General features: G+C 63.6%; 10 protein-coding genes and 2 pseudogenes. 7 read left to right on the top strand and 5 right to left on the bottom strand.

What is annotated here, in order from left to right:
- Positions 1-461: 461 nt before the first annotated feature.
- Positions 462-1,354 (top strand): annotated as a pseudogene (locus IFU30_RS13210) (IS5 family transposase); the annotation flags it as partial.
- 409 nt (positions 1,355-1,763) lie between these two features.
- On the opposite strand, the gene IFU30_RS13205 reads toward IFU30_RS13210, so the two are convergent.
- Entirely contained in the window at positions 1,764-2,537 is a 774-nt protein-coding gene (locus tag IFU30_RS13205) for a hypothetical protein (protein WP_137243542.1), read from the bottom strand.
- A gap of 815 nt (positions 2,538-3,352) precedes the next feature.
- Between IFU30_RS13205 and IFU30_RS21030 the strand changes: the two are divergent.
- Positions 3,353-3,436, top strand: a pseudogene (locus tag IFU30_RS21030) (hypothetical protein); the annotation flags it as partial.
- Positions 3,437-3,736: 300 nt separating this feature from the next.
- On the opposite strand, the gene IFU30_RS13195 reads toward IFU30_RS21030, so the two are convergent.
- Together IFU30_RS13195 and IFU30_RS13190 are read right to left on the bottom strand one after the other, a co-directional pair.
- Complete coding sequence (locus IFU30_RS13195; RefSeq protein WP_137243541.1) at positions 3,737-4,201, bottom strand: phage tail protein; 465 nt, start codon at positions 4,199-4,201, stop codon at positions 3,737-3,739.
- A gap of 60 nt (positions 4,202-4,261) precedes the next feature.
- Complete coding sequence (locus IFU30_RS13190) at positions 4,262-4,651, bottom strand: VOC family protein (protein ID WP_137243540.1); 390 nt, start codon at positions 4,649-4,651, stop codon at positions 4,262-4,264.
- 195 nt (positions 4,652-4,846) lie between these two features.
- Here IFU30_RS13190 and IFU30_RS13185 point away from each other — a divergent pair, with 195 nt between their 5' ends.
- From IFU30_RS13185 to IFU30_RS13170, 4 genes are all read left to right on the top strand, one after another.
- A complete protein-coding gene (locus tag IFU30_RS13185) occupies positions 4,847-5,488 on the top strand; it encodes a DedA family protein (protein ID WP_240044053.1) in 642 nt (213 codons plus the stop codon).
- A gap of 105 nt (positions 5,489-5,593) precedes the next feature.
- Positions 5,594-6,436: a COG4705 family protein gene (locus IFU30_RS13180; RefSeq protein WP_137243539.1), complete on the top strand. Its 843-nt coding sequence runs from the start codon at positions 5,594-5,596 to the stop codon at positions 6,434-6,436.
- 57 nt (positions 6,437-6,493) lie between these two features.
- Positions 6,494-7,174: a response regulator transcription factor gene (locus IFU30_RS20910; RefSeq protein ID WP_137243538.1), complete on the top strand. Its 681-nt coding sequence runs from the start codon at positions 6,494-6,496 to the stop codon at positions 7,172-7,174.
- 8 nt (positions 7,175-7,182) lie between these two features.
- Positions 7,183-8,595 carry a sensor histidine kinase gene (locus tag IFU30_RS13170; RefSeq protein ID WP_137243537.1) on the top strand — a complete coding sequence of 471 codons (1,413 nt, stop codon included), beginning with the start codon at positions 7,183-7,185 and terminating at the stop codon, positions 8,593-8,595.
- 20 nt (positions 8,596-8,615) lie between these two features.
- Here the strand turns inward: IFU30_RS13170 and IFU30_RS13165 are convergent, their stop codons facing one another.
- Both IFU30_RS13165 and IFU30_RS13160 read right to left on the bottom strand, forming a co-directional pair.
- Positions 8,616-9,386, bottom strand: coding sequence for a COG4705 family protein (locus IFU30_RS13165; protein ID WP_137243536.1), 771 nt, complete (start codon positions 9,384-9,386; stop codon positions 8,616-8,618).
- Positions 9,387-9,594: 208 nt separating this feature from the next.
- On the bottom strand, positions 9,595-10,182 hold the full coding sequence (locus IFU30_RS13160) for a recombinase family protein (RefSeq protein WP_137243535.1): 588 nt from the start codon (positions 10,180-10,182) through the stop codon (positions 9,595-9,597).
- A gap of 271 nt (positions 10,183-10,453) precedes the next feature.
- On the opposite strand from IFU30_RS13160, the gene IFU30_RS13155 reads away from it, so the two are divergent.
- Complete coding sequence (locus IFU30_RS13155) at positions 10,454-17,302, top strand: PA14 domain-containing protein (RefSeq protein WP_161578619.1); 6,849 nt, start codon at positions 10,454-10,456, stop codon at positions 17,300-17,302.
- The last annotated feature ends 869 nt before the right edge of the window (positions 17,303-18,171 follow it).

Below are 18,171 nucleotides of genomic sequence, written 5' to 3'. Positions count from 1 at the left end.
CGGATGGCGTCCCGGCTGAGGTGGTTCGGGTCGTCGACGGGGACACTTTCGTCGTGCAGCTGACCGGGGAGTGGAGGAACGGGTGCGGCTGCTGGGTATGGATGTTGCGGGAAGCGTGCATCCGGACCGGCTGGTCGAGTGTTTCGGGTCCGAGGTTTCCGTGTTCCTGACCGATCTGCTGCCGTCCGGATCGACGATCGCACTCGCGGGGACCGTCGCAGCCCGACGTCGATGGGTGCGGGTGGGCCTTGCGGTATGCGTGGGGGAGTGGCCTGTTTGAGGGCGGGTTTGCGCGTAGCGATGTCGTGGGCCGGCCGTTCGCACACGTGGCCGTCTTCGAGACGCGGTGGCCGGCATGTGGGCGGAAGCGTCCTGCTCGAGCTGGTTGCTACGCCCACGAAGGGCGGGTGTCGAGGGCATCTCTCCAAGATGGATCGTGAGGTTCACAGCAGCCTGAGGGGGTGAGGTCGGCGGGTTCGCGGTATCGAGTGTTCGCAGACGATCAGTGGGCCAGGATCGAGCCGCTTTTTGCCCTCGACCACGGGGCTGCGTGGTCACCCTTTCGGTGAAAATCGGCGGGCCGTGGAGGGTATCGTCTAGCGGTTCCGGACCGGTGTCCCGTGGCGTGATCGGCCGCACGATCGGTTCGGCGCATGGCAGACGGTGTGGAAGAGACGTCGCCGGTATGCTGGCGATGGCACCTGGAATCGCGTGCCGACACGGTTCCCCGCTAAGGCCGATGCCGCCGGGGAGATCGGCTGGGCGGTGTCGATCGACGAGACGATCGCGCGTGCGCCCGAGCATGCGACGAACACGACTCGCCCCGAGCAAGACACAGGGGGTGGGATCGAATCAGAGGGATCTGCCCTGGCGCGAGGTTGAACCGCCTGGTCATGGCATCGGCCGCTCCCGCGGCAGGCTGACCACGAAGATCCATCAGGCCGTCGACGGACATGGCCGACCGCTCGCGATCGTCGCCGGCGGGCAGCGCAGTGCCGGTGGTGTGCTGGGCGCGTTGCTGGCAGCGATCCACGTTCCCCGACTTGGTCGTGGACGGCCACGCACCCGCCTGGATGCCTTACTCGCTGACCGCGCCTACGCGACCGGCGTAATCCGCCATTGACTGCGCCATCGCGGGATCCAGGCCGTGATCCACGACAAACGCGACCAAGCTGCCGCCCGCAATCGGCGAGGCAGCACGGGCGGGGTACCACCCGGCCTCGATGCCGAGCTCTACAAGGGTCGCAACGCCGTCGAGCGGTTCGCCAAGCAATGACGCGGTATCGCCACACGGTTCGACAAACTCGCGATCACCTACCGTGCTGGGATTACCCTCTGCGCCGTCCTGACCTGGCCAGGTGCATGGCGATTGATCACGCAACGGCGAGCACGCGGTGAGGAATCCATCCTTCACGTCCGTCAGCGTTCCTGCACCAGGGCCAGCCGCTTTTTGAGTTATCCACGAGGATGTCGACGTCTTCTCCTAGCCTGGCCGGTAGCGCGGTGGTGTTGTATCCGGCACGAGCGGTACCGCCCGCGCCGTCGATATCGAGGTGACGCGTGGGAATCCATCCCGTGCCCTGGGCTGCTGTCACGAACACGAAAGCGGGTCGTTCCGTGTCCCGGTCTCCGATTTAAACGGCGTCGCCGGGAACAATCACCAGGGGGCCCGATCTGGAATCTCATGATCGGCAGTCAACGCACATCGCACAGCACGAATCTTCCCATCAGAACCGCCCCACGCAGCCTATGGGAGACACGTCTCAGGGCGCAGGGACGACGTTCACGTAGCCGGGAAGGTTTGCGGTCGCTGTGTGCCCGCCTCCAGGGGATTGCCCGGTGAGTTGGAGGGTGATCGTACTTTCCGGTCGGGCGAGGCGGACTTCCGAGTCGTCCGGTTGAGTCTGGAAGTTGGAGTCCCAGGTGGTGACATCGTAGGTGAGTTGGAGTTGGAAGGAGATCGCTGTAGAGGCAGCGGGGGCCGGGTCGACGGTCAGCGTGGCTGTTCCTGGGCCGGCGGCGGCCACGGTGATGCCGGTTGCCGGTCCGGTGCCGTCGCTATTGAGAACGCCCGTTACTGTCCAATAGGTGCCGGGAGTGCCAGTGACGGTAATCGACACGGGGGCCGCCGCTGTCCCTGTCGTGACGTTCGTGAGGGTGACGGGGACCGATTCGGTGTAGTCGGTGAGGACTTCCTCGCCGCCTCCGCGAGGAGGGAGTGTGAAGGGGTCGAATGCGACGGCGAAGTCTGCCGTGACGGCTGGTGGAGTCGGAACGGTCGTTGGGGGCGTGGTTGTGGGCGTCATGGTCGGTGCCGTAGTGGGGATGCAGCTGTCCGCTTGGGCTGGACTCGCATCGAGCGTGATGAATGCAGCACCGCCTCCGACCAGCGCCAGAATGAGCACGAGAGTAGTCGTTCTGCGTCGGCCGCGCATTATCAGGAGCAGCCCGAGACCGACACCGACCAGCAGCACGGCGATGAGTGGCCAGATGCCTGCATCCGATCCAGTCGGGGGGAGGCAGTCGATGGGATCCATTCCGCGAATGTATCTTGAACGCCGTGGAGGGACAAGGCCAGAAGCTGTTCGGGTGCTGGATCTGGGTCGCAGGTCGTGTGATCTCGGCTCGAGGAAGTGAGTCCACACGGGCTGTTCCGGGACGTCATACCGCCGCCGTGCGGTCGCGGGGGCGCATGGGCCACGGGGGCGCTCGGTAGGTCGGGGAGTGGCCGCCACCCTGGGGCTGAGGTTTGGTAACGCGGTCCGGTTCGGCGTCGACGGGTGCGACGATGAGACTGACCTGAGCGACGGCAATGCACATGGCTTCGCGACCTGTTACCGACGTCGGAAGTCGCGCCCGAGGGAGGTGACCCATCATTGGTGTGACGGTTTCGTGGGTGTGTGGACTTTTTGGAGATGGATACGCGGATTTACGCATCAACTGAGTAGGGAGGCTGGCTAGCCCGAGACATCGCCATGTTGGCAGGGATGCGACCGCGGCGGTTGCGCCGAGTGTTTCTCGGGAAGGTGCCGGCCAGGCCAGTGGAGCTGAAGCACCTGCCACCGGTGCTGCACCTGGGGGCGCCGGAGCGCAAGCGGGCGGTCTAATCGGAAGTAGCGGTGAAGGAGCTCGCCGCTGAGGCCGAGGCGCACGAGATCGACGCAAGGATCCACGAGCCTCTCTGAGCTCATGAGCGCGGGTACGGGACAGTGAAAGAGTGTCCAGACTTGCCGCCTTATAACAAGCAAACTGACATAATTAATATTATCGGGCATATTCCCGGTGAGTTATCCACAGGTTGATGCGGTCCGATGTCGACCAGAAATGAGAGCACGGCTACGTCCACGCCGGTGTGACGAGCGCGATCGCGGACAGCGCCGGAGGTTACGCTGCCCTCACGCTGATGGACCAGGGCTCGGAAGTGCTGACCGTTGAGTACAAGATCAACCTGCTCGCACCTGCTGCAGGGCAGTACCTCGAAGCTGTGGCCGATGTCGTGCCGCCGGCCGCACCCTCACCGTCTGCCACATCGACGTCTGGACAATCGAAGGCGAGCAACGAAATCGATCGGTTCCGGGCCGCGTACGGCTCCGCTCCGAATGCGTTTGGTCGCTGCCCGTTAGCATCGTTCGCACCTGCGGCAGGCCGTCATCATGGTCATTGTCGCCAGCGTAGCCATGACTGCGGCACTGACGCGCGAACAACCGGTGAGGGTTCAACCGCCGCGGGTCGATCCTCAGTACACGCTCTTGATCACGAAATACGTGCCGCGGATGGTGCCGGCGAGTTTCGACTTCTGGCGGGCGAACTTGAACCTCGACTCGAGTTCGGCAGGCACGTCCATACCGTCGGAGAGCTTGAACCCGACGGCGCGTTTCCCACCGTCCTCGATCGTGTACATGACGTTGATGGAGAGTCCGGACTCGTAAAACACATAGGACATGTCGATGCCCTCCACCTCGAACCTGGTGGCTTCGAGCGGTCTGGATTCGATCGTCAGGCTGCGCTCGTCCTGCAAGATGCGGTGCACTCGTTCGATGATCTCCGGCACTTGGCTCGCGGGGCTGACGGTGAAGACGTGGTCGTACTTGTTCTTGAAGTAGCGGGCCTCGTTGGCCCGCAGTCCGGCCAGTGCCGCAGCCACCGGCGACGACTCGAGCCCGACCTCCGACACCGTGACGAAATCGACGACGTACGACATTGGTTCCTCCTCGGTTACCGACCCATCCGACTGTAGGGCGAAATGCACACGCGGTGGCCGTCAGCTGGTTTGGGGGCGTTCCTGGATCACCCAGGCGTTCCCGCCGGGGTCGGCGAAGAAGACGAATGAGTTCCAGTCGCCACCTCGGCCCTCGAGGCGGACGCCGTCTTCGAAGTGTGTCACTGGACTCACGTCGACACCGCGGTCGGCCAACTCGGCGCGTGCCTGATCGATGTCGTCGACGACGAGCTGCAAGCCCTCCAGCCGGGTCTCACCGGTCTTGAGTTGGATGCTGCTACCTGAGCCGGGCGGTGTGAGTTGCACGATGCGGAGCTCGTCACTGATTCGGACGTCGAGGTCCAAGTGGAATCCGACCTGCTGGGCGTAGAAGTCCTTCGCCTGATCGACGTCGGCGACGCTGACGGGAACGACTTCGAGACTCCACTGCACCGGGCACTCCTTCGCGACGATCACGGGTTCGAATGCCCGTCGTGCTCCAGTGTGCTCGGCCGGCACGTGTTTCGACAAGCGGGTGTGTCACCGGCAGGTCTGGTGGGGGCGCGTTGGCGTCGGTTCTGTCAGAACTCTCAGGGCGTCAGTCCGCGTTCGAGGGCGCAGCGCCGCTTGGCGTGCGAGGCTCGGGAGATGATCCACACCGGTCTCTTCGACCCTCAGTCCATCATCCAGAGCAGTGGCGGGTGGGCGCTTGCCGTCGTGTGTCTGATCATCTTCGTCGAGACGGGACTGCTGATCGGGTTCGTGCTTCCCGGCGACACCCTGCTCTTCTTCACGGGGGTGCTGACGTTCTCCGGCGTGATCGACGTGCCCGTCGCAGTCGTCATTCTCGCGGTCGCCGTGTCGGCGGTCGCAGGGGATCAGCTCGGGTACCTCATCGGGAGGCGGCTCGGCCCTCGGGTCTTCGAGCGGAAGGCCGCGGGACTCATCAGTCGGGCCACCCTCGAGCGCACGAACGGATTTTTCGACCGATACGGTTCGGCGACGGTGACGATCGCGAGGTTCGTCCCCGTGGTCCGCACCGTCGCACCGGTCGCCGCCGGCACGGCCCGGATGCACTATCCGCGGTTCCTGCTCTTCAACATTGTCGGCGGCATCGCCTGGCCGACCCTGCTGATTCTCGCTGGGTTCTTCCTTGGACAGATCCCCGGCGTGGCGGACTTCGTGTCGCAATACATCGACCTGATCCTCGGCGGCATCGTTGTCATCTCCATTCTGTCGATCATCGTCAGCGTGATCCGGAGTCGTCGCGCGGGACGCACGGACCGCTGAACCGGCCGTCCGGGACGCGCGGGCGCCGCGCATTCTGTGAGCACCCTCACGAATGCGGGTCGTCAACGTCAGGCCGGCTGCAGGGTGGAGCGGGAGCGTTGAGGCATGACCTCGACACTCGAATCCACTCGCGTCAGTGACTTGCTGCTCAGCAAGGTCCCCCAGATCACCTTGGCCTTCTGGGTGATCAAAGTGTTCTCCACTACCGTCGGCGAGACCGCGGCCGACTACTTCAACGACACGCTCGGCTTCGGACTGACGGCGACGTCGATCGTGACGGGCGCACTGTTCCTCATCGCCCTCGCCGTCCAGTTCCGGACGCGCCGCTACGTGCCGACGGTCTACTGGATCACCGTCGTGTTGATCAGCGTCGTCGGCACCCTCATCACCGACAACCTCACCGACGTCGTGGGGGTGCCGCTGTGGGCTTCGACGCTCGGCTTCGCCGTCCTGCTCGGGGCGACCTTCACGGTGTGGTTCCGGCGCGAGCGGACCCTGTCGATCCACTCCATCGTGACCCGCCGGCGCGAGGCGTTCTACTGGTTGGCGATCCTGTTCACTTTCGCGCTCGGTACTGCGGCGGGAGACTTCCTGTCGGAGGCGCTCGGCCTCGGCTACGTGCTCGCCGCGGTCCTGTTCGCCGCGGTCATCGCGGCCGTCGCCATCGCGTATGTCGTCTTCCATGCCAACGCCGTGGTGTGTTTCTGGATCGCCTACGTCCTCACCCGCCCGCTCGGTGCTTCACTCGGCGATCTCGCCTCCCAACCGGTCGCGGACGGCGGGCTGGGGCTCGGGACGACCGCCACGAGCGCGGTGTTCGGCATCGTCATCATCGCCCTCGTCGTCTTCATGACAGTGCAGCTCGCGCGTCAGCGTCGACAGCTTGTGGCGTCCGATCCGTCGGTCGTCTCAGCGGTAGCCGGCGCCCGGCGACACGCTGCGTCCTAGGATGTGGAAACGGGGGCCGGGCGGGCATCGCCGGCAACAGGCGGGAGGGGGCAGGTCGTGAGGATCCTCGTCGTCGACGATGAGCACGAGATGACGGAACTGCTTGCTCGCGGGCTGGCGTCCGACGGCCACGAGGTCGTCGAGTCACACGACGGTATCGACGCCATCGGACTCGCGACGGACACGGGGTTCGAGCTCGCGGTCGTCGACGTGATGCTTCCGGGGATGTCGGGGTTCGAGCTCAGCCGCCGGTTGAAAGAGCTGGATCCCACGATCGCGATCATCCTCCTGACCGCTCGGCACGCCGTCGACGATCGGGTGCGGGGGCTCGACGCCGGTGCTGACGATTACATGGTCAAACCGTTCGACCTGGCCGAACTGTCCGCGCGCATCAGAGCCGTCCGCCGCCGCGACGCGCTGCACGCACCCGCCCGTATCCTGCTCGGCGACCTGACGGTCGATCTCGCACGCCATCGCGCCCGGCTGGGCGATCGGGAGATCCCGCTGAGCCGCACGGAGTTCGACGTGCTCCGTGTCCTCGCGCTTCGTGTCGATGACACCGTGACCCGCGCGGACATCCTCGCGGAGGTCTGGGAGACGAGTGCGCACATCGACCCGAACATCGTCGACCAGTACGTGAGCTACTTGCGGCGGAAGCTCGAGCAGAGCGGGGCGGGCGTGCGCATCGTGACCACCCGCGGCGTCGGCTTCCGGCTCGTCGCCTCGAAGGGTTCGTGAGGGTCCCCGTGGCGACGACCCGCAGGCTGATCGACCGTCTCGGCATCCGGATGAGGATCGCCGGGGGCAGTCTCCTCATCGCGATCCTCATCGCAGTCGCCGCGGGCATCGTCCTGAACGCGCAGATCGAACGCATCGTCCGTGACGGCACCAGCTCGGTCCTCTCAAGCGACAGCGCCCCCTACGTCGTCGCCCTGCAGACGGAACCGGACGACTCCTTCGACGCGCCAGGGCCGTCACAACTCGTCGCCGTCCTAGCTCCCGACGGTTCGACGCCCATCAACACACTGCCGGCTTCGCTGGCCGACAAGCTGCCGGATGTGGGCGGATCCGGGCAGGCGCACGACGTCCGGGTGGGAGATGCGTCCTTCATCGTCTTGTCGACGACGGTCGCAGTCGCAGGTGGGGACTGGGTTGTGGTGGCCGCCCGAGACGCGCAGGAGGAGACGACCGTGCTCGCGCAGATGCGAACGCTGCTGTTCACGGGCCTCGCGGTGATCGCCGTCGGTGCTGCCGGGACCGCCTGGGCGCTCACGAGTCTGTCCCTCGGCCCAGTCCGTCGCCTTCGCCGGAGTGCTGATGCCCTCAGCGCTGGGTCGTCCTCGGATCTCCTCGCGGTCGGCGAGGCTCGCGACGAGATCTCGGACCTCGCCCGCACGTTGAATGAGCTCATCGAGCGGCTGCGCGACTCCGCCCGCCGGGAACGGCAATTCGTCTCTGACGCCAGCCACGAGCTCCGCACGCCGATCGCGTTGCTGAACGCCCAACTGCAGGTCGCGGTCGCTGAGGCGTCTTCGGTGGAACAGATGGTGCGAGACGTCGACGGTGCCAGACGAAACGTCACCCGCCTGGCGGCCCTCGTGACCTCCCTGCTGGAACTTTCGGCGATTGAAGCTGCCCACGACGGTGTTCGGAGCTCGATCGGAGCCCTCGGTCGTGAAGCCGATGACGCGACCGACCGTGCTCGGTTCCGCGCACAGGACACGGCGATCTCGATTCTGTACGACGGGCCGGAACTCCTGGCGTCCGGCGACGGGACAGATGACAGTGGTGGCTTCCCGATCGGCGCCGAGTCGTTCGGACGCATCGTGGACAATCTGCTGAACAATGCACTGCGCGCCGTCGGTGACGGCGGGGTGATCGACGTTCGACTGACCGTTCAAGAAGCGGTCGCATGGCTCGTCGTGACCGACACCGGCGGCGGGATGGATCCGGCGTTCGAGCCGTTCGCGCTCGACCGCTTCACCCGCCAGGATGCCTCCCGAACCGGCGGCCAGGGAACCGGTCTCGGACTCGCGATCGTCGCCGCGCTCGTTCGGAACGCCGACGGCACCATCGAGCTGGACAACCGGCCGGGCGACGGGCTCACGATCCGCATCGGCCTGCCTGCCGTTCAGGCGGCGCCATCGCCTGACAGCTGACCCGATGCGCAGCCTGATACTCATCCGGCGGGCATCAGGTTCCGAGCGTCACGTCGCGCCAACACGGCGACGAGTCCAATCGCGAGGGCGAGAGCGACCAGCGTCACCGGACCCGTTCCGAAACCCAGCCCGCCTCGCGACGGCACCACCGCGAGCCCGTCCGCAATCGACGCGCCGAGCGGTCTCGTGACGATATACGACGCCCAGAACATCGCGACCGCCGACCAACCCAAGAACCGGTATGCCAGACCCGGTAGCAGGAACAGTACGCCGAAGAGGATGGCGGACCCGCCGTAGCCGAGACCGAGGTCGTGAGCGGCGAGGTCACCGACGGCAGTGCCGAGCGCAAAGGTCGCGCACACCGTCGCCCAGTAGAACACCTCCCGCCGGCGACTCGTGATCGAGTGGATCGACAACGTGCCCTCGAATCGCCACCACACGCCCAGCACCACGGCGAGTGCCACGGCGAACGCCGCCGTCGAGACGATGTACGGCACCCCGACGACGATGTGCGCGACATCGGCGACCATCGTCCCGAACACCCCGATCATGCCCACCAACAACCAGTACCGCCACACCGAATACCGCGGCGCCCGCAGCTGGATTGTCAGGCATACGCCGAACACCACCGCGGTGCCCAGGACGACCGGTACCGGATCGAGGTGCACGACCATCCAGTCGGACGCAGTCTCACCCAACCCCGTGGTCAGGAGCTTCAGCACCCAAAAGACCGCCGTGACCTCGGGCACCTTCGACGCGACGGACAACGCGGGCCCAGGTGGAACAGTCATGAAGTGCAGCCTGCACTGGCGTCCGGAGAGATGACACGGAAAGCGAGCGCGGAGCTCTGAGAGCACTCTCAGCCAGCGCCATCCCGCTCGGTGTCGGCAAGCCAGGCGAGCAACCAGCCCCAGCCACGATGAGGTCCGCCGGCACCATGACGACCGGCTCCGATCTGGGAAGCGTTTCAGGTTGCCGCGGGCGTCCTGCCCCGGACCGTCAGTGTGTTCGTGCCGTAGCGCCGGTCTGGTGTCGATAGAGCGTTGCTCTGCTCCAGCCGACGAGTGCGGCGGCTTCTGCTGCTGTGCGGCCGCGATCGCGGGCTTCGGCAACGATGGCGAGCTTCTCGGCGATGATGTCGGGGTTCACGGGTGGGCGCCCGAAGCGGGTGCCGGATTCGCGTGCTGCGGCGATGCCGGCGTTGACGCGTTCGACGATGAGCTCGCGCTCGTACTCGGCCAGGGTGGCGAGCATATGGAGCATCAGCCGGCCGGTCGACGTCGCGGGATCGATCCCATCGGAGAGGGATCGCACGTGGATCCCGCGGCCCCGCAGGAGCTCGACGGTGTTGAGGACGTCGATGAGGGAGCGCCCGAGCCGGTCGATGCGCCACACGATCACGGTGTCGCCGGCCTCGGCGTACTCGAGCAGCTTCGTCATGCCGGGACGTTCAATCGCGGTCTTGCTGCCAGAGGTCACGTCTGCGAACACGTCGCGTTTCTGGACGCCGGCGGCGAGGAGCGCGTCGAGCTGCAGCTGTGCGTCCTGGCCAGCGGTGCTGACTCTGGTGTACCCGATCTGCCTCATGGCACCAGCATGTCTCAGAAACCCACGCGACCCTCAATGAGACACACCGCTCTGTGAGACGAGTTTCCGAGACGGGCGCCCGCCGGTGAAACCTGCAGCTTTCCGGACCTGAGTTCGGCACGGACGTCGACGCACCACGTGTCTTGTAAACCTGTAGGTTCTCAAGACAGTGCTTGGTCGGTGTGAATTTTTTCTTGTGACAAAGCCGGTGTATCTACTAGGTTTTTTTCAGCTTCGTACGTTACGAGGTTTCCCTACCTGAAGGATGCCCGTGGCGCTTCGATTCCGCCCGCTGTTTTTCGCTGCCCTCAGCATGATCGTCACGTTCGTGCTCCTTGGGTCGTTCGTCCAGTACACGTCGGCGGCGGCCGATGAGTCTGACGATCCGACCGCAGTCATCGCTCCGCCGGAGGACTCCGAGGAACCCGAGGCGCAGCTGGGGGAGGCGCCACCGGAAGCCGACTTTTCCGGTGAGCCTGATGCCGAGGTGGCCGACGTCCCAGCGCCTGCGGGCGGACAGGCTGAGGTGGACTCCGAGACTCTGCAGACGGACGACTTCGACGCAGAGACCGCCGATGTGGTCGATCGCGATGAGTTCTCGCTGACGTATGACGCTGGTGATGGGCGGCGGGTGACGGAGATGGCGCGCGAGCCAGTCAGCGTGGACGTGAACGGTGAGTGGAAGCCGATCAACACGGACGTGACGACAACGGGCTTGTTGTCCTGGTTCGGTGTCGGCGGTGGTGAAGTTGATCAGCACCCTCTGAATCCAGTCTTTGCCGAGACCGCAAGCGACGAGAACCTCCTGCAGATTTCTCGCAATGGTTCAGATGTTGGTTTCACTCTGGTGGACGCGGCTGCCAGCAAACTCGTGCGCGATGCGGCCCCGTGGTCCGAGACGAAGAATCAGCTCGAGTACCAGGACGTGTTCCCGAACACAGACCTCGTGTACGAGGTGGAGAACTCTGGCGTGAAGGAGCTCTTCCGGCTGTCGCAGAAGCCAGGGGTGGATGGTCGGACGTCGTGGACCTGGAAGGTCGATACCGATGGTTCGCTCCGTATGGATGCGCTTGGCGGTGTTGAGTTCCTTGACGCCGAGGATAACGTCGATTTCGTCATGCAGCCTCCGACGATGTGGGATTCGGCTGGCGCCGGTGGAAAGCAGGCGGACAATCAGACGGCGCTGGACGTGCAGCTCGACCAGCGCGAGAACGCCTGGTGGATCACACTTGAAGCCAGTGGCGCATGGCTAAACGATCTGAAGCGGGTCTATCCGGTCATGGTTGACCCCGACACCTGGGTGCCGCAGAACGACACAAGGTCGTACAAGACAAACGGTCAGACCAATGTCAACTACGGCATCCAGATGGGCAATACGAACACCAACGGTATCTGGCGCACGATCGCGCATTTCAACTACGAGCAGTTCTTCGGCAAGCAAGTCCTGCGGGCGGAGATCTACGCAACATCAATCAGCGATGACAGCACCGTAACTGCTCGCCAGAACAACATCTATCACGCCACAGCATTCAACTACACAGCTGCTGGTGAACACCTCGGTGGCTTCCACGTCACCGACAGTGCAGGTTGGGCACAGGACGATCGTCTCAGCAGCCGCGTGGCGCAATGGGTCAACGACCGCGTATCTGGTTCGTACCTCATGTTCGTTGGCGATGAGAGCAACACGTTCACCTACAAACATGTGGATGCATCCATGTTCGTTTGGTGGAAGGAGTACGCGGCGTTCGGCTCCATCGTCGCGCCCTCTCCTGGTAACGCTGCAACCAACACGACCTTGACGCCGACGTTCAAGATTACGGGCACGCCCGCCGCTGGTACCTCGCTCCGCTACTACTTCCGTGTGAGCTTGAACCCGAACCCAGACGTCAGCCCACTTTGGGAGACTGGCTGGATCACCGCCGATACAGCGAAGATGCCGTCGCCAAAACTACAACCCGGTACCCGGTATTACTGGCGTGGGTTCGTCGCCGATGAGTACAACGGTGTCTGGGGAGTGAACAACAGCAAAAGCTCGCCCATCTGGTCCTTCACTACCAACGACACCCCTGGGACCTCTCTGTCGACCGCATCGCCCGCGGATCGCTCTGTTGTCGTCACGACATCGCCCACATTCGCTGTTGCGGCGCCCGCCAACCCGCAGAACCGTCCGCTGCAATATTGGTTCCGAGTTGCCTCCGGCACCGACGCGAAGACCGGCGCAGTCGTGAGCTCCGGATGGCAGACGGGTCTGACCTGGACAGCACCAGCCGGGTACCTGCAGGACGGTACCGCCTACTCATGGACGGTCCTCACGAAAGACCAGTACTCAGAATCCGTCACCTCGTGGGTCGGACGATTCACCGTGAACCAGCGCGTCGGAGATCCGGGCCCATCGCCCACCGACACGGCAGGTCCTGTCACAGTGAACCTGGCCAACGGCAACGTGAACATGAGCTTCACCTCGCCCACCGTCAACACGCTTGGCGGACCGATCGGTATGGCATTCACCTACAACTCGCAGAAGTCCTCCAACCGGGGCCTGAAGGGCGAGTACTTCGACGCCAACCCTGAACCGGGCGCGACACAGTCGTGGACGTTTGCTGGCCGGGAGCCCGTGCTCGTAAGAACTGATCCGCAAGTCTCGTTCCGATGGGACGCAGGATCCCCGGGCCCCGCTGTTCCCGTGGACCGATTCCTCGCCCGCTGGACTGGCTTCATCACGCCTTCCGAGGCCGGTTCCTACACATTCGGAGCGATGCACGATAACGGTGTCGCCACCTGGGTTGGTGATACGAAAGTTATCGACAAGTACACCGACACCCACTCGGCCGGCGCGACTGTATGGGGTTCCGCGAAGACACTGACTGCAGCGCCGGTGCCTTTCCGGATGGAGTACTTCGACAACACCGGTACCGCCCAGGTTGAGCTGTGGGCCAAGCTCGGGACAACTGGGACACCCTTCCCGGTGCCGGCATCGTGGTTCACGAAGACGGTCGAGGTGCTCCCTGACGGCTGGGGTTCGTCGACAGTGCTCTCAAGCGGTTCCGGCGACTACGCCAGTGTGCGAGTGCAAGAAGGCTCGATCACTCTCACAGATGTGACCGGTGGTACGCACGCGTACACGAAGACCTCCAACGGTGGGTACGAACCCCCGGTGGGGGAGTACGGCGTCATGGCGCTCAACCTCAACAACTCCGTGTCATTCACCGAAGAGGGTGGCGTGGTGTACACGTTCGGCGCAGACGGTAAGGTCTCCTCGTCGACCAGCCCGGCCGACATGAAGAAGCCTGCGTCCACGGTGACGAGCTACCGAACTGGAACCGGTCAAGTCGATCGGATCTCCGACCGGATCTCCGAGAACGCCGGCTCGAACCCCAAGACCTACTCGCGCGAAGTCCGATTCGCGTATTCGGGCGACAGCGCAGCATCGGTTGGGCTCGCTCCAACCGACTCTGATGTCACCGGCTCCGCATGCCCGGTCCCAGCCGGATACACAGCGGTCCCGGCCGGGATGCTTTGCCGCATCATCTACCCGGGACACGTCGCAGGGACGAACGACACGACTCGCTTGCTCTATGACAGCAGCGGGCGGCTTGCCGCGATCCTCGATCCCGGCAACGAAACAGTCACGTTTGGATACGACTCCAACCGCCGCGTTGCAGCGATCCGCGATGCACTCGAGAACGACTGGGCTACAGCCAACGGAATCATCAGCCCACCAGCAGCCCGCACCACCATCACCTACGACGCTGCCGGGAGAGCCTCCGTTGTCACCCAGGCGGCGCCCGACGGCCTCACAGAGGCAAATCGACCCTGGACCAGCTACTCGTATGAGGCAGGACAGAGCCACATCGACCGAGCCGGCTTCACCCCGCCGACCGCGGCACCAGCGCCAGGGCATGCGCGGACTGTCCAATACGACAGCTCATGGCGACAAACCAACAACATCAGCGCCACGGGACTGACAACGACCACCCTCTGGAACGAAAAAGACCAGGTCCTTTCGACAACGAGTCCTCAGGGCAAAACGACCACGAACCTCTATGACGGGCAGGACCGTCTAACGGACACCTTCGGTCCCGCACCTGCCGGATGCTTCCTCTCCGACCGCACGCCGTCGGCCGACTGCGCCACAACCACACCACACACCATCAAACGATATGACGAAGGCCTCGTCAGTCTCGCGGCAGTGCTCTTCCCGAACCGTTCGCTCACGGGCGTACCCACTGCGATGACACTCGGGATCCTTGGAGCTGGCGGGAGCATCGCGAAAGACTGGGAGCAGAGGAGCCCCACTGGTGCCGCCGTCGATGGTGTCTCCATGCGCCTCACCGGCACCGTCACCTTCCCGAAGGCAGGCCAGTACAAGCTCCAGACCTACGCCGACGACGGAACACGGGTCTATATCGACGACGTCCTCGTTACTGAGGACTGGTCGAGTCATGCGGTGCGTTGGTCAGCAGAAGGAATCGTCAACGTTATCGCGGGACAGACCGCTCGAATCCGCGTCGAATACTTCGAGGACACCGGTCCGGCCAGCCTCGAGCTCTTCTGGACACCACCAGGAGAACCGCGCGCACACATCCCCGGCGCACAACTCAAGCCGGACTACGGAATCCTCACCACGACCTCGACCATCGATCAGGCTCCAGCCTCAGTGCCCGGAGCTGCGGCGCCATCCACGACGACCAAGTTCCAGAGCTCCTCGCCCTGGCTGGGGCTCATCGATTCATCGACCGTAGACCCGGGCGGTTTGAACCTCACGACCTCCTACGAGCACGAAGCTCCCACCAGCTACCTCCGTCGTACGAGCCAACGGCTGCCGGCGGCCACTGCAGCGGGCATGACAGCCGCTGTTGGCGGCAGCACTTCCGCTTACTACGGAAACACCGAGACGCTCCAACAGGCCCACGGAGGGAGTGTTTGCGGTCTACCCGCATCGACGCCCCAATACGGTTTCCTCAAGAGCACAGCCGAAGCGACCAACAGCACGAACTCGAAGCTCACGACGCAGTACGTGTACGACCTCTTCGGGCGCGGCGTCGGCAGCAAACGCACCGGTGATACTGCTTGGACCTGCACAACATTCGACGCCAGAGGCCGCACCGCAACTCTCGACTACCCCGCGAATGCGACGAGCCCAGCACGAACCGTAACGTCCGCATATACCGCAGACGGCTCCGCGACTGCCAGTCCTCTGACGACCTGGACGCAGGACGCGAGTGGTCGTGTGACGACCACGACAGATCTCAGTGGGAACGTCACCCAGTACGTAGATGTCTGGGGCACTGTCGCGACTGCGCAGTACGACATTCTCGGTCAACTCACTGCATTGACGACGACACCACCTGGTGGAACGGCAGCCTCGACGACCTTCGGCTACGACGAGGAAGGGCGCACCACGACGGTGACAGTCGAGGGGCTTTTGGCTGCCGAGGTGACTTACGGACACGCCGCACTTGCTGATGTTTCCTTGCGAGGCGCGCTGATCGCGGTCGACTACCCGTCGAGTGGATTCGGGAACGGGTCCTCGCTGGCCATTGGCCAGGACGCGCTGGGTGCCACGTCGAGTTTGCGCTGGTCCTTCCCGAACCAACCGAACGTCACAGACGAGGTCGTCAGATCTCAGTCCGGGCGAACTGTTCAGAACACCATGACGGCGGGTTCGACGAAGGAGATCTCAACCTACGGTTTCGATACCGCAGCCAGGCTCATCAACGCGACCATCCCCGGACATCAACTCTCCTATGGCTTCGGCACCACGTCAGGATGCGCGGGCGGATCGTCAGCGGGCGCGGGGCTCAACGGCAACCGGACCACCATGACGGATGTGCGCCCGACAGCCACTTCAGTCACCGCCTATTGCTACGACGGGGCCGACAGACTGATGGGAAGCACTGTCAGCTCTCCCGCCGCCGGAGCAGACCCGGTATCGGATGGTCTCGGTGTTGGCGAAATCGCCTATGACGCTCAGGGCAATACGACCACTCTCGGACCGCAAGCGCTCGTCTACGACTCAGCAGGCCGCCACCTGTCAACCGAAATCGCAGGGTTCGGAAAGGTGACTTACCTCAGAGACGCGCTTGACCGCATCGTCGCGCGGACGGTCAGTCTCCCCAACGAGCCAGACCGGATCCAACGGTTGTCCTTCACCGGAGCCGGAGATACCCCTGACCTCATTCTCGACGGCGCGAACAACCTGACGCTCACTACGACAAGCCTTCCAGGGAACGTCATTGTGCAGCAGCCGATGGGTGGTCCCCAGAACTGGCTGTACCCAAACATTCACGGCGACGTCCTTGTCAACGCGAACGGTGACGGCGAAGTACTCGACCTGTACCGGTACGACCCATTCGGGCAAACAGTCGACCCGGTCACTCGAGCGATCGGCACGAATGTCTCAAATGACGTCGGACCAGGGGCAATCGGAGGCGAGGCAGACTACGGATGGGTCGGGAAACACCAGAAACTGTCAGAACGACTTGGTTCGATTGCAACGATCGAGATGGGTGCCCGACAGTACGTTGCTGCGCTCGGACGGTTCCTCTCTGTAGACCCGGTCGAGGGAGGCGTCGACAACGCTTACGTCTATCCGACAGACCCGATCAACCGATTCGACCTAAACGGACAATTCGAGATCGACTGGTGGCTGGTCGCGGACGTTGCTTCCATCGCGCTAATGTTCGTTCCTGGACTCAACGTCGCCGTGGCAGCGGCACGCGTTGTTCTCACGGTGGCGAGAGTCGCTTCAGCTGCGGTTAAGGTCAGCTCTGCTGCTAGCAAGGTAGTTGGCAGCGCCAGCACGGCAGTTCGCAGCGCCAGCACGGCATTCGGGAACTCCGCCGTCCGGAGAGTTGTCACGGACAAGATTATTGGCCCCGCAATGGCTCGCGTGCCATTCCTTGGACCGAAGAGTACTCTGTTCGGAAGTACTCGTACGGGCGGAGCAAGGCCTGGCATTTTCAACAAGAAAGGAACAAGATATGCCGCTGGGTGGAGTGCGAATAACAACTCTTATGCCCCTGGGACTTGGCTGCAGTTCAGGGTCCGCACTCCCAAAGATCCCCATTTCGATTTGTTCCGTGGGCGGCTAAAATCTTTCTATCAAAATGGAAAATGAATTCTCATATGCGTCAGTTTGGCATGCTCTAGAGCAGATAGGCTCCTGGGCGGAGTCGTGCTTTGGGCTGTCGTACTCTATTGAAGAAGAGTTTGACTCTTTAATTCTAAAAATGAAACCAAACGATGGCGCATGGGATGTTCGCGCGGGAGTTCTGTGGGCTGTCGGCGATGATCTAGCGAGTCTGTATGTAGAGGAATTTCAATCAGAGTGGTCTGGCGAAACGCTGAGAGAAACTGTCGGGCAGGTCATTGCCGTTCTTCTTTTTCTAGCTCGGTATGGCCTCTATGTTCGCCGCACAAGGTTCTGGGGTCTCACTCGAAGTCAAATCCCACGGGATGATAGTGAAGCGCTGATGCTAACTCAATCTCATCGAGGCACGTTCGTGGTCAAGCCGTTCACTTCAGAGGGGCAGAGTGGGGACGACTTGATCGTCGTCCTATTGGGCAGCCTCGAACCTGATTTACGGACCGCGGTCGAAGGTCAGATTGACTATGTTCGCTCATGTGTTCTCGTTTCGAGCACCTCCTGACCGCGCTCGAGCTCTGATCTGTTGCGGCGGTCCGCGCCCACATCTCGTCCTCGGCACCCTCAGCCTTGGCGGCCTCGTGTTCGCTCTCGCGGCCGGGTGCGCGAGCCCGAGCGTCGTTGCGGGAGAGGATTGCGCCGAGCTCGCCCAGGTGGCGACGTCCTACGCCACGAACGTGTCCCAAAATGTGACAACCCTGGAAACCGAGGCGGCTGTCGGTGCGGCACGGATCTCGGCAGCCGGCGAGCTCTTTCGCGCAGCGACAAACGACATCGGCGGAGAACAGGACGTGACCGCAGAATTTTGGGGTAACGGTGACGCTGTTCAGCTGCTGTCAATG

The organism is Plantibacter sp. CFBP 8798 (assembly GCF_014841195.1).
Classification (GTDB): Bacteria; Actinomycetota; Actinomycetes; order Actinomycetales; family Microbacteriaceae; genus Plantibacter; species Plantibacter auratus.
Note: the sequence above shows the minus strand (reverse complement) of the source record. Positions and strands in the feature narration are given on the sequence as shown.

What these genes read in the sequence shown, in the direction of transcription:
- IFU30_RS13205 (WP_137243542.1), bottom strand. Translation starts at nt 2,537, where the DNA reads ATGGATCCCATCGACTGCCTCCCCCCGACTGGATCGGATGCAGGCATC.
- IFU30_RS13195 (WP_137243541.1), bottom strand. Translation starts at nt 4,201, where the DNA reads ATGTCGTACGTCGTCGATTTCGTCACGGTGTCGGAGGTCGGGCTCGAG.
- IFU30_RS13185 (WP_240044053.1), top strand. Translation starts at nt 4,847, where the DNA reads ATGATCCACACCGGTCTCTTCGACCCTCAGTCCATCATCCAGAGCAGT.
- IFU30_RS13180 (WP_137243539.1), top strand. Translation starts at nt 5,594, where the DNA reads ATGACCTCGACACTCGAATCCACTCGCGTCAGTGACTTGCTGCTCAGC.
- IFU30_RS13165 (WP_137243536.1), bottom strand. Translation starts at nt 9,386, where the DNA reads ATGACTGTTCCACCTGGGCCCGCGTTGTCCGTCGCGTCGAAGGTGCCC.
- IFU30_RS13160 (WP_137243535.1), bottom strand. Translation starts at nt 10,182, where the DNA reads ATGAGGCAGATCGGGTACACCAGAGTCAGCACCGCTGGCCAGGACGCA.